Origin of the sequence: Solimonas variicoloris DSM 15731, assembly GCF_000382285.1 — a bacterium.
In the GTDB taxonomy this organism is placed as follows: domain Bacteria; phylum Pseudomonadota; class Gammaproteobacteria; order Nevskiales; family Nevskiaceae; genus Solimonas; species Solimonas variicoloris.
In genome coordinates this window covers 1-12,287 of record NZ_KB907933.1, presented here as the reverse complement: position 1 = coordinate 12,287, position 12,287 = coordinate 1, and the positions used below count along the sequence as shown (strand labels likewise).

12 protein-coding genes are annotated in these 12,287 nt (G+C 67.7%); 8 read left to right on the top strand and 4 right to left on the bottom strand.

The genetic code is table 11. The features are described 5' to 3' along the window. Window positions 1-68: 68 nt before the first annotated feature. Both H149_RS22760 and H149_RS0111470 read right to left on the bottom strand, forming a co-directional pair. Window positions 69-803, bottom strand: a complete 735-nt coding sequence (locus H149_RS22760; RefSeq protein ID WP_083930938.1) for a type II toxin-antitoxin system death-on-curing family toxin — start codon at window positions 801-803, stop codon at window positions 69-71. Window positions 804-1,075: 272 nt separating this feature from the next. After that, entirely contained in the window at window positions 1,076-1,615 is a 540-nt protein-coding gene (locus H149_RS0111470; protein ID WP_026353097.1) for an REP-associated tyrosine transposase, read from the bottom strand. A gap of 197 nt (window positions 1,616-1,812) precedes the next feature. On the opposite strand from H149_RS0111470, the gene H149_RS0111465 reads away from it, so the two are divergent. The 4 genes from H149_RS0111465 to H149_RS0111450 all read left to right on the top strand — a co-directional run bounded on the left by H149_RS0111465 (window position 1,813) and on the right by H149_RS0111450 (window position 8,173). Beyond that, a complete protein-coding gene (locus H149_RS0111465; protein WP_026353096.1) occupies window positions 1,813-2,913 on the top strand; it encodes an amidohydrolase family protein in 1,101 nt (366 codons plus the stop codon). A 271-nt stretch (window positions 2,914-3,184) separates the two neighbouring features. Beyond that, complete coding sequence (locus H149_RS0111460; RefSeq protein WP_154654760.1) at window positions 3,185-5,731, top strand: CaiB/BaiF CoA transferase family protein; 2,547 nt, start codon at window positions 3,185-3,187, stop codon at window positions 5,729-5,731. Window positions 5,732-5,946: 215 nt separating this feature from the next. Then, window positions 5,947-7,281, top strand: coding sequence for a hypothetical protein (locus H149_RS0111455; RefSeq protein WP_154654759.1), 1,335 nt, complete (start codon window positions 5,947-5,949; stop codon window positions 7,279-7,281). A gap of 55 nt (window positions 7,282-7,336) precedes the next feature. Continuing rightward, a complete protein-coding gene (locus tag H149_RS0111450) occupies window positions 7,337-8,173 on the top strand; it encodes an NAD-dependent protein deacetylase (protein WP_020649896.1) in 837 nt (278 codons plus the stop codon). A 17-nt stretch (window positions 8,174-8,190) separates the two neighbouring features. On the opposite strand, the gene H149_RS0111445 is transcribed toward H149_RS0111450, so the two are convergent. After that, window positions 8,191-8,436, bottom strand: coding sequence for a hypothetical protein (locus tag H149_RS0111445; protein WP_020649895.1), 246 nt, complete (start codon window positions 8,434-8,436; stop codon window positions 8,191-8,193). 74 nt (window positions 8,437-8,510) lie between these two features. Then, the gene (locus tag H149_RS24230; RefSeq protein WP_020649894.1) at window positions 8,511-8,645 is read right to left on the bottom strand and encodes a hypothetical protein; all 135 of its coding nucleotides are present in this window, start codon (window positions 8,643-8,645) and stop codon (window positions 8,511-8,513) included. Window positions 8,646-8,994: 349 nt separating this feature from the next. Between H149_RS24230 and H149_RS0111435 the strand changes: the two genes are divergently transcribed. From H149_RS0111435 to H149_RS0111420, 4 genes are all read left to right on the top strand, one after another. Beyond that, window positions 8,995-9,438, top strand: coding sequence for a Zn-ribbon domain-containing OB-fold protein (locus H149_RS0111435; protein ID WP_020649893.1), 444 nt, complete (start codon window positions 8,995-8,997; stop codon window positions 9,436-9,438). Window positions 9,439-9,509: 71 nt separating this feature from the next. Continuing rightward, window positions 9,510-10,685 carry a thiolase C-terminal domain-containing protein gene (locus tag H149_RS0111430; RefSeq protein WP_020649892.1) on the top strand — a complete coding sequence of 392 codons (1,176 nt, stop codon included), beginning with the start codon at window positions 9,510-9,512 and terminating at the stop codon, window positions 10,683-10,685. A 4-nt stretch (window positions 10,686-10,689) separates the two neighbouring features. Further along, window positions 10,690-11,826 (top strand): alpha/beta hydrolase, encoded by a 1,137-nt coding sequence (locus H149_RS0111425; RefSeq protein WP_020649891.1) that lies wholly within the window; start codon window positions 10,690-10,692, stop codon window positions 11,824-11,826. Between the two features lie 243 nt (window positions 11,827-12,069). Further along, on the top strand, window positions 12,070-12,287 hold a 218-nt coding region (locus H149_RS0111420; protein ID WP_020649890.1), incomplete at its 3' end, for a transposase.

Below are 12,287 nucleotides of genomic sequence, written 5' to 3'. Positions count from 1 at the left end.
CGCTTCAGCCGCGGATTTGCCGTAGCGAAGCGAAGGCAAATACGTCGGGTGCATGCGATGGTTGGGCATCACGTCTTTGCCAGCCGGCGAAGCGACGCCATAAAGCGCTGAATCTGGACCCTGGAAACGACCGCTCCTTTTTGGAAGTCATCCAGCCCGATGCCAGACTGCTCGCTCAGATCAAGGTTCTTTAGGTATCGCTTTACTACAGCCCCATCCAGCTGGCGCGTGTCGTTTCCGATCGTGATGCGGCGCTGGCCATGCGAAATTACGTGAGAGCCCCCCGACTCCTTAACCTTTGCCCCAGCCTTCTCACACAACTCCAAGAACTCATTCGTCTTCATGCCGCTGGGCTTTACCGATATTGGTTCGGAGTTACGACGAATCCACGACGCAAGCTCACTAACGACAGCGTCAACCGACATGCCGTTGTTGGCCGTTGGGAACTCGTCAGCCGTTACGGCAACAATCATGTTGTAGAGAACGTCATCTGTGACCTCTCCGACAAAGCGACGATCGTTTCGCTCCAGAACGGTAAGTAGCGTCACGAGGGCTGTGCGCTTGTTGCCATTGTGGAAGGCATGGTTTTTTGTCAGAGAATGAACCAGCGCGGCCGTCTTCTGCTCAAGCGTCTTGTACTTATCGACTGTGCCTGCGCCCGTATGAGGCCGATTGCACGCGCTGTCCAGCAACGCGGGAGATTTGATCCCCGGCGGAGAGATTGGGTCTTCTTCCTCCAAGAAGATGCGGGTCAGCTCTTCGTGAATTTTTGTTACGGTCCCAGCGTCTGGAAGCCAACTCATGAACGCACCTCAATGTCTCTTTGTGATGCCCAACAGTTAATAAGCGGATGCCGGGGTCGGCCTATTCATCCCGCGGCGCGTGGTGGAAAATCCAACTCAGCATTTGATTCCCATACCCCGTTTCTCCGCGAAGCGGCCTAAGCACGCCGAGCAATCCCCGCTTCATGATGCCGTATCGCGCAGCGGAATGTTCCCTCGGGCTGAGAACTGACCGACACCGAATTCGGCAGTAGTCGTAGGGTGGGCAAAGCGCAGCGTGCCCACGCGAAGGATTATGGTCGTTCGCCGGCTTTCAGCGACAGCGCATCGCCGACGTCGGTGGCCCACTGGACTGGCAATGCACCGCGTTCGACGTAGCGATGGAAGCTCGAATACGGCCAGTCCGCGACGCGACATACGAGGCCATGTTTGACGGGGTTGTAGTGGATGTAATCGACGTGTCGCGCCAGGTCGCCTTCGTCACGTATCTGGTGCTCCCAGAAGCGGCGCTGCCACAGGCCTTTCTCGCGCTTCTGTCGTTTGCTCATGCTCCGCGCTGGCGCCGCGGCGAAGTGGCGCGAAAAGCCGCCCTTGATGCGGCTCCATCGCATCGAGAAGTCGGCGTCGTCCGGCGGTAATTCCCAGATGGCATGCAGGTGCTCGGGCATCACGCAGATCGCGACCGTGCGGAAGGGTTGTGCCATTCGTGCGGCGCTGTAGGCCGAGCGGAGCCATCCGATGTGCTCGGTGAGTAATGCGCTGGATCGGTCAGCGAGCGCCACGGTGAAGAAGTACGTAGCGCCTCGTGAAGAGCTGCGGCGGTAACGGGACATGGGACCGATTGTGCGATTGCCCGCGTGGGCACGCTACGCTTTGCCCACCCTACGACACGACGATTCGCGCACCTTGTCACTTTTTGCTATGGGTTGCCCGTGCGCGCCTGCCTAGACTCGTCTCCGATCCCGGCCTCGCGCCGGGCGCCTTCATTTCAGCGAGCCGGCAACAGGCTGCGAGCACGAGGAGACGCATCATGAGTGAACTGGCAACCGAGAAACTGGTTTCGGTGGATTCGCACGTGCACTTCACCGACGACTGGGTGAAGGCGCGCCTGCGCAAGGAACTGCACGCGGTCTGGGACGAAGCCAACAAGAAGGCCGAGGAATACGCCGCCAAGGTGCTGCGCGGCGGCCAGAGGCAGCTCGAGCTGGAGGACTTCGTCGACCCGGAAGCGGCCAAGGACCCGGGCCACTTCAATCCGGAAGGCAAGCTCAAGGCGATGGATCGCGACGGCGTCTACGCCGAGGTGATCTTCCCGGAACTCGCCGGCGCCAAGATCGCCAATCCGTTCCTGATGGGCGACAACTGGAAGGAAGTCTTCCAAGGCTACAACAACGCGATGGCCGATTTCGCGGCGCACGATCCGGTGCGCCTGATGACGGCTTACCAGCTGCCGCTGTACGACATCGACTTCGCGTGCAAGGAAGTCGAGCGTCTGGTGCGCGACCGCAAGGCGCGCTGCGTGCAGCTGACACCGTTCCCGTCCGATCTCGGCCTGCCGGATTTCTACGACAAGCGCTACGAGCCGCTGTGGTCGCTGATCGAGGAATCGGGGCTGACGATCCTCAATCACCTCGATCTGCGCGCCTCGCTGTGGGACGTGTTCCGCCGCGACCCGACGCCGCAGAAGGGCATCTTCACCGGCCTGGCCTGGGCGCCGCTCGCCGAGACGATCTGCATGTGGATCCTCACCGGCACGCTGGAGAAGTATCCGAAGATGAAGGTGCTGTTCGTCGAGCCGGGTCTGGGCTGGCTGCCGTGGTTCTTCGAGTCGCTGCTCGATCCGCGCATGCACCAGCACTACACCTTCCCGGGCGTGAAGCGGCCGCCGTCGGAGACCTTCCGCCAGCAGTGCGGCGCGACCTTCATGTACGAGCCGCGCGGCCTGACCGAGTGCTACAAGTATTTCGGCCCGGACTGCCTGTACTGGTCGACCGACTTCCCGCATCCGGCGACCTGCTGGCCGAACTCGCGCGCGCAGGTCGTCAGCCAGTTCAAGGAAGCCGGCATTCCGGAAGCCGACCGCATCAAGATCACGTCCGGCAACGCGCTGAAGACCTTCGGGCTGGGCTGAGCAGGGCTTTCGAGCAGCGTAGCCGCGAGCCTGCGAACGCCCGCCGGCCTGCGGGCCGGGGTGCGGTCGCGGATCGCGGTACTCTCAAGCGGCCCCTGACCCCGACCCTCTCCCCTCTCAGAGGGGAGAGGGAGCGGTCCGCGTTCAGGCCAGTTCATTCCTCCTTACGCGAAAATGACGGTGATTCCCAGGCCTCGTCCAAGTGAACGACGCTTTCGCAAAGGCGCTGGGTAAGCTCGTCGATGATCTGGAATTGTTGAAGGAAATCACGATGGCTGCCCCGGCAACAGGTGTTCTCGCGAATCTGAAAGTGCTCGATCTGACGTCCGGCGTGGCCGGACCGATGACGGCGATGCTGCTCGGCGACAACGGCGCCGAGGTCATCAAGATCGAGCCGCCCGGCGGCGATCCGGCGCGCTTCGAGGACGGTCCGCAGCGCCTCGGCTACACCGTCTGGCAGCGCGGCAAGAAGAGCGCCTTCCTCGATCTGACGAAGGCTGAAGACAAGGACGTGCTGCTGGCGCTGGCGAAAACCGCCGACATCCTGGTCGAATCGTTCGCGCCCGGTGAAACCGCCAAGCTCGGCATTGACTACGCGACGCTGTCGCAGCTCAACCCGCGCCTGGTCTACTGCTCGATCACCGGCTACGGCCGCGACAACGAGCTGAGCCAGCGCCCGGCGATCGACGCGCTGGTGCAGGCCCGCACCGGCCTGATGTTCGAGCAGCGCGGCTGGCCGGAAGGCGCGCTCAACCACATGAACGGCGAACCCGATCCGTTCCCGGATCTGGAAATCCCGCAGGACTGGGTGCAGGGCGCGCCGCGTCCGGGCCCGCTGTTCGTCGCCTCGCAGTGGCCGAGCCTCGGCGCGTTCTTCAATGCCTCGCTCGGCATCGCCGCGGCGCTGCGCGCGCGCGAGATCACCGGCCGTGGCCAGTGGGTCGAGACCTCGCTGCTGCAGGGCGCGATGGCCGGCGCCGCCGGCGTCTGGCAGCGTGCCGAGAAGATCGACGCGCCGGGATTCGACACCTGGATCCTCAACAGCAAGTCGCCGAAGGGCCACTTCAAGGCCCGCGACGGCAAATGGCTGCACAACTGGGTGCCGAATCCGCGCTTCATCCTGCAGGCCGCGCAGGGCGACACGCTCAACGCCTCGCCCGACCTCACCGTGCAGAACGATCCGGACCGCTTCGGCACCGGCCCGGAAGAAATCCTGGTGATGTCGCACTACCAGCCGATCCTCGCCGAGGCGGTCGCCAAGTTCCCGGTCAAGGACTGGGTCGACGCGGCGGCGACCGCCGAGATGACGATGCAGCCGGTGCGCAGCGTCGAGGAATCGCTCGCCGATCCGGCCTTCCTCGAAGACGGCTGCGTCACCGAGACGCGTGACCCGGTGCTCGGCACGATCCGCACCGTCGGCAACGCCTTCAACATGAGCGTCACGCAGGGCAAGCCGGGCGCGCCGGCCGTGCCGCCGGGCGCCAACACCGACGAAGTGAAGGCCGAAGCGGCAAAGATCATCAAGGAAGCCAAGGCCGCGACCGCGGCGGCGAAGAAGGGTGAGCTGAAGGCGCCGCTCGACGGCATCGTCGTGCTCGACCTGGGCCTGGCCATCGCCGGTCCGTTCGGCACGCAGCTGCTGTCCGATCTCGGCGCGACGGTCATCAAGATCAATGGTCTGTTTGATCTCTTCTGGCATCGCGTGCACATCGCCTACATGGCGAACCGCGGCAAGAAGTCGATCACGCTGAACCTGAAAGATCCGCGCGCGATGAAGATCCTGCTCGATCTCGTCGCCAAGGCCGACGTCGTGCAGCACAACATGCGCTACGACGCCGCCGAGCGCCTGAAGATCGATTACGAATCGCTGAAGAAGATCAATCCGACGCTGATCTACTGCCACACGCGCGGCTTCGAGCGCGGCGTGCGCGCGGGTCTGCCCGGCAACGACCAGACCGGCGCCTGCCTGTCCGGCATCCAGTTCGAGGATGGCGGCATGGCGCGCACGGAGAACGGCGTCGAGGGCCGGCCGCTGTGGAGCTTCACCAGCTTCGGCGACACCGGCAACGGCTTCCTCTCGGCGATCGCCATCTGCAATGCGATCTACCATCGCGACCGCACCGGCGAGGGCCAGTTTGTCGACACGTCGATCATCAACGCGGCGCTGCTCAACACCAGCTACGCGGTCGCCAAGCCGAACGGCGAGGGCTTCGCGCGGCCGCGCATCGGCGCGCTGCAGCTCGGCTACTCGGCGACGCATCGCCTCTATGAGGCGGCCGACGGCTGGATCTGCGTCGCCGCCACGCGCGGTTCGCAGCGCGCGGCGCTGCTCGAAACCTACGGCATCGCCGACGCCGCTGCCGACGATGCGGCGCTGGCCACGACGCTCGCGGCCAGGATCAAGGCGCAGACCGCGCAGGACGCGTTCGCCGCGCTCGACCAGGCCGGCGTGCCGGTCGAGATCGTCGATGCCGAGTTCTCGCGCAAGCTGCACGACGTGCCGGCATTCCAGAAGGCGAAGATGGTGGTCAGCTACCCGCACCCGGTGGTCGGCAAGCTCGACCAGATCGGCCTGCTGTTCTCGCTGTCCGACACGCCCGGCGTGATCCAGGGGCGTCCGCTGCTGGTCGGCGAGCACACCAAGGAAATCCTCGCCGGCATGGGCTACGGCGAAGACGAGATCAAGACCATGGAAGAGCAGTTCGCGATCGGCTTCGCCGGCATGCCGCGCATGCCACCGCGGCCCGCACCGAGCGCGACGCCGCAGGCGCCGAAGCCCGGCATGGCGAGCCTGCTGGAGAAGGAAGCCAAGCAGTAGACGCGTAGCGCTGCGCGGCACCCGGGCCCCCGCCGGCTTTTTCGCCGGCGGGGGCTTTTTCGTGGGCGCCATCGCACCGTCGGCGCTCCGTCGCGCCGACAAGCCGCGTCGGCGATTCGCCCTCACGCCGCGCCGCCGGCCCCGTCGATGATCGCTCGCGCCGCCGCTGCGGCCGCACGGCGGCGAGCGCCGGAACAACGAGGGGGAGACAGGCCATGCGGATTTGCGAACGGCGGCAGGGAAGCTGGCGCGCGGTCGGAGTGGCGCTGCTGGCGCTGACGTTGAGCGAGGGCGTGCGCGCGGCGCCGGGCGAGCCGCTCGGGCCGCCGCTCACGGTGGCGTCGAGCACCGACGATACCTACTACCAGAGCGCCGTCGCGCGCAGCGGCAGCGGCGATCTGGTCGTCGTCTGGCGCAGTCATGGCGGCGTGCGCGGCCGCCTGCTGTCCGCCGGCGGCACGCCGAAGGGGCCGGACTTCCTGGTTGCGAACGGCGACGTCGGCCTGCCGGATGTCGCCATCGACGGCGTCGGGCGTTTCGTCGTCGCCTGGTCGGATCTCGGCGCGGCCGCGCGCGGCATCTACCTGCGTCGCTACGCCGCCGACGCCACGCCGCTCGGCGATGCGGAGCGGGTCAGCGACCCCTTCGACGCGCGCGTCGGCGAGACAGCGATCCAGAGCCCGGCGATCGCGATGAACGCCGCCGGTGCTTTCGTCGTCGCCTGGGCGCAGGGGCGCTACGTCGAGCGCGGCAACTGGTACGGCTGCGGTTACGGCATCGGTCTGTGCGCGCGCATCGGCGGCTACTCGGTGCGCCTGCGCCGTTACCCCGGCGGCGATTCCGGCGCCGCGCCGGCGCTGCAGACGGTCGATGCCACCGGCAGCGCCGAGATCAGCCTGCTGGTGCTGCCGCTGGCGGCCGGCAGCGGCGAGGATCGCGTCGGCGCGTCGATGGCGCCGGACGGCCGTTTCGTCGTCGCCTGGAACCGCATCGGCGAATCGCTGGCGGTGCTGTCCGGCGTCTACGCGCGCCGCTACGACGCCGCCGGCCGTCCCGAAGGCAAGCGTCTGGTTTCGCTGCAGCGCGATCAGGCGACGCCGGCCGTGGCGATGGACGCGGCCGGCGCGTATGTCGTCGCCTACCGGCGCAGCGCGCGCGGCTGGGGCGACTACGACGTCGGCCTCCATACCCGCCGCTACCCGGCCGACCTCGGCCTCGGCAGCTTCGAGGCGCGCGTCAATGCCGACGACGGCGGCTACCCGCGCTGGCCCGCGGTGGCCAGCGACGCCGTCGGCAACTACGTGGTGGTCTGGGAGGACGGCGCGGCGATTCGCGCGCGGCGCTACGCGACCGGCGGCGCGGCGCTCGATGGCGGCTTCACGGTCGCGGCGCGCGATCCGCTCGGACTGATCGAGTATCCGGACGTGGCGACGGATGCCGGCGGCGGCATCGCCTTCGTCTGGGACGCCAGCGACAGCGACGACTCGGGCGGCGGCGCGGCGGGCGTCACGACCTCGCGCATCGCGCTGCGGCTCTACGAAGGGCCCTGATCGCAAGGGCCCGGCGTGCGCGCCGCGCCGGCGCGCGCTGCTCTATGCTCGCGGCATGAAGCTGCCGGCCGATCTGCAGGAATTCGTCATCGCGCATCCGCGCCTGTTCGTGCTGACCGGCGCCGGCGTCAGCACCGGCTCCGGCATTCCCGACTACCGCGACGCCGACGGCGCGTGGAAGCGCACGCCGCCGGTCACCTATCAGGCTTTCGTGCACGAGCCGCTGACGCGGCGGCGCTACTGGGCGCGCAGCCTGGTCGGCTGGCGCTGGCTGAGCCGGGCGCGGCCGAACGGCGCGCATCGCGCGCTCGCCGCGCACGGCCGGCGTGGCGGCATCGGTCTGCTGCTGACGCAGAACGTCGATGGTCTGCATCAGGCGGCTGGCAGCGAGGCGGTCGTCGACCTGCACGGCCGCATCGACCGCGTCCGCTGCATGGCCTGCGGACACGGCCTGGCGCGTGCGGATTTCCAGCACGAGCTGTTGCAGCGCAATCCGCAGTGGGCGGCGCTCGATGCCGGTCAGGCGCCGGACGGCGACGCCGATCTCGACGGCCGTGACTTCTCCGCCTTCGACGTGCCGGATTGCGCGCAGTGCGGCGGCCTGCTCAAGCCGGACGTGGTGTTCTTCGGCGAGAACGTGCCGCGCGAGCGCGTCGACGCGGCGATGGTGGCGCTGCACGAGGCCGACGCGATGCTGGTCGTCGGCTCGTCGCTGATGGTGTGGTCGGGCTATCGCTTCGCGCAGGCCGCGGCGCGTGCCGGCAAGCCGATTGCCGCCGTCAACCTCGGCCGCACGCGCGCCGACGATCTGCTGGCGCTGAAGGTGGCCGCGCCCTGCGCCGAAGCGCTGGCCTTCCTGCTCGGCAGCGACGCGCTCGCCGCGGCGGGCTGAGCGCGTCGCGCGGTCTTTCAGTCGACTTCGGCTTCTTCGACGCGCGTGCTCTGCGTGTCGATCTGCAGGCCGGCGTGCTTGCGGCGTACGGCGGCGAGCGCGTCTTCGAGCGAGTGGCCGCTCTGCGTGACTTCGAAGCCGACCAGCTCCGCGGTCAGCTCCTCGCCGGCGGCGTTGGCGTGCAGCTGGCGGCGCCAGAAATCGAAATAGTCCTTCTCGCGGCCCTTGTTGATGACGCGGATGTGATACAGGGACTTGGCCATGGAGGTTCTCCGTTGGGGAAAAGCGCGGGGCGATGCATCGCCGGATCGCAGGCTGGGCGCACGTGGCGCCGCGCTCAGGATTCGGTGGCGTCCGGTGCCGGCGGCGTGCCGGCGCGCGTCGCGGCCTTGCGCTGTTCCTTCTCGTCCTTCTTCTTTTTCTTGGCCAGCTCGCGCTGACGCTTCTCGAAACCGTAGTTGGGCTTGGCCATCGCTATCGCTCCGCAGTGCGGTTGACGGGCGTCGGCAGCGGATGCGCCGACGGGATGCCGGCGAGCTGCCGGCCTGCGCGGGTCCGGGGAACGAGGCGCGAGGGCGCGTGCGATCGGAGGGCCGGCGGACGATCTCCGCTGGGGGCGTGGAACACGCCGACGGCTGGGGAAGGGCGGCGAGAATACGCTCCCGTGGCCGCCAAGTCGAGCCGCAGCGCGGCGGAAATCACCCGTTTGTATCAAGCCACTGGCGCGCGGTGCGGGCTATCGTCGAACGCAGCATCGCAGTCGCTGCCCCGGCTTTCCGGCGCGGCGCGGCAAAAAAACATCCACGCTTTCAGGACGAACGATGAGCACTCCGACCGATCAGGCGCCGGCCGCCTCTGCCGCGCCCAAGCCGACCCGCATTCCGCCGATCGTCACGCTCGACGCGAAGTTCTTCTGGGACGCCGCCGACCAGGAGCAGTTCGTCGGCCAGAAGTGCTGCGACTGCGGGCTGTTCACGTTTCCGCCGCGGCCGATGTGCCCGCAGTGCTTCAGCCTCAACCGCCAGATCGTGCCGCTGTCCGGCCGCGGCACCGTGCTCGGCTGGACCATCCCGCGCCACCCGCAGCCGTTCGGCTTCAAGGAATCGCCGATCGTCGCGGTGATCCAGCTCGAGGAAGGCATCCGCATGGTGTCGAACGTGGTCGGCGTCGGCTACGACGAGATCAAGGCCGACATGCCGGTCGAGGTCGCGTTCGAGCCGACGATGAACAACCACAAGGTGCCGGTGTTCCGCCCGCGCGCGTAGGCGCGCCGCCCGCCGCACGGCTTCGTTCACGACGACTGCTTCACGCGCGCCAGCGCGAAACGGAAAAAAGCATGACCAGAAAGTTCACGGATGCCGCGATTGCCGGCATCGGCCAGACCGAATTCTCCAAGGCCTCCGGGCGCAGCGAGCTGCAGCTCGCCGCCGAGTGCGCCAAGGCCGCCTGCGACGACGCCGGCATCAGCCCGCACGACATCGACGGCATGATCACGTTCACGATCGACAACAGCGACGAGGTCAATCTCGCGCGCTGCCTCGGCGTGAAGGATCTGGCGTACACCACGCGCATTCCGGGCGGCGGCGCGGCGGCGGCGGCGACGATCTATCAGGCCATGGCCATGGTCAACGCCGGCCTGTGCAACAACGTGCTGATCTGGCGCGCGATGAACGAGCGCAGCCAGTACCGCTTTGGCCAGAACCCGCAACAGCAGCAGATGCAGTACCAGTCGGGCAACGGCACCGGCTCGTTGCTCTGGTGCGTGCCGTACGGCGCGATGACGCCGGCGAGCTGGGGCGCGCTGCAGGCGGCGCGCTACATGCACACCTACGGCGTCACCAACCGCGACCTCGCCTATGTCAGCGTGCAGCAGCGCGCCTACGCGGCGAAGAATCCGGCGGCGTGGTTCTACGGCAAGCCGATCACGATCGAAGATCATCAGAACTCGAAGTGGATCCAGGAGCCGTGGCTGCGTCTGCTCGACTGCTGCCAGGAAAGCGACGGCGGCGTGGCGATCCTCGTCACCAGCCTCGAACGCGCGCGCGACCTCAAGCAGCCGCCGGTGAAGATCGTCGGCGCCACGCAATCGATTCCGTACAACGTGGAAGTGATCTCCAATTACTACCACGAAGATCTCACCGAAATGCCGGAGGCCAAGGGCGTCGCCAAGCGCCTGTGGGCGATGACCGGCCTCAAGCCCTCCGACATGCAGATGGCGGCGCTGTACGACGCCTTCACGCCGCACGTCCTGCTGCAGCTCGAAGCATTCGGCTTCTGCAAGCCGGGCGAGGCCAAGGATTTCGTCAAGGGCGGCGGCATGGCGATCGACGGCGCGCTGCCGGTCAACACCAACGGCGGCCTGACCGGCGAGGCCTACATCCACGGCATGAACAGCATGATCGAGGGTGTGCGCCAGATCCGCGGCAGCTCGTACAACCAGGTCACGCGCCGGACCGTCGAGCACGTGCTGATCTCGTCCGGCATGGCCGGCGCGGTGCTCGAAAAGGCCTGAGCGCGTGAACGCGGCGCGGCCGTCGGCACCGCTCACGCTGCAGCTCGACGCCGGCCTCGAACGGGCGGGCGACGGCGCGCTGCGCATCGCCGTCGACCTGTTCGCGCCGCCGGCCGGCGTCACGCCGCGCGCGCTGCTGTGGTGCCTGCCCGGCGGCAACATGAACCGCCGCTACTACGACTTGATCCCGCCCGTCGAAGCGGGCGCGGGCGATCTGATTCCGCGGGCCGAAGCGCCAGCGCGCGATCCAGCCTCATCCGGGCGAGCAAGCCCTTCGAGTTCCCTCTCCCGCATGGCGGGAGAGGGGGAAGCGCTAGCGATGCGAGCGGTGGGAGAGGGCGAGCGTCCGCTCGACACCAGCTTCAGCTTCGCGCGGACGATGGCCGCGCAGGGCTATGTCGTCGCCAGCGTCGACTACCTCGGCCTCGGCGACAGCAGCAAGCCGGACGATGGCTGGCGCTGCACGCCGGACACGCTCACCGCGATCAACCGCCAGGTCCACGAGACGTTGATGGCGCAGCTGCGCGCCGGCCGCGCCCATCCGCAGCTCGCGGCGCTGCCGGACCTCGTCAGCGTCGGCGTCGGTCACTCGATGGGCGCGATGATGACGATCCTGCAGCAGGCCGCGCACGCGCCGCACGTCGGCGTGGTGCTGCTCGGCTTCTCCACGCGCGGCCTGCCGGAATACGCGCCGCCCGCGTTCAAGGCGCTGGACGATCCGCTCGCCGCGCGTCCGCTGCTCGTCGACGTGGCGCGCAAGATGTTCGGCGACAACCCGTTTCCGGTGATTCACGCCGCGCGCGCCGGCAACGCGGAACTGTTCGGCAGCAAGAAGGCCGAGCCGCGCGGCGTCGCCGCGCTCAAGGCCGCGACCGACTGCATGCTGCCGGTGCCGGCGATGCTGTCGATGGTGCCCGGCAACGTCGCGCCGGAAGCGGCCGGCATCGTCGTGCCGGTGTTCCTCGGCGTCGGCGAGCGCGACATGGTCGGCCCCGTCCATCAGGTGCCGGCCGCGTTCACCGGCTCCTTCGACGTCACGCTGCAAGTGCTGCCCGAGACCGGCCACAGCCACTTCCTCTTCCCGGCCCGCGTGCAGCTGTTCCGGCGCCTCGCGAACTGGCTGGAAGCGCTGACGCTATAGGCAGGGGGTGCCCCCGCGCGATGGAATTGTTGCGCGGCCCTGTGCAGAGCGTTGATCGTCAACGCTGCTGTGTGTTGATGAATTTTCCTCAGGACGCGCGGCCATGAGGCCATTTCGCGCGCGGGAGTTCGTGCCCCACCCTGATTAAGCAGGCCGTCCGGGAATAAAACCGACAAGAGCTTGCGTGCGGGAATGAACCGCCCCGACTATCTCGGAGGCTCCACTCTTTGAGAGGATGGAGCTATGAGCAAGAAGCAGACGCGGTATTCACCGGAGGTCAGGGAGCGCGCGGTGCGGATGGTATTCGAGCACCGTGGCGAGCACGGATCGCAGTGGGCGGCGATCCAGTCGATTGCGGCGAAGATCGGCTGCGAGGCCGAGACGCTGCGGCTGTGGGTTCGCCGGCATGAGCGGGACCACGGGCTGCGGCCCGGCGTGACGACGGCCGAGCAGGACCGGCT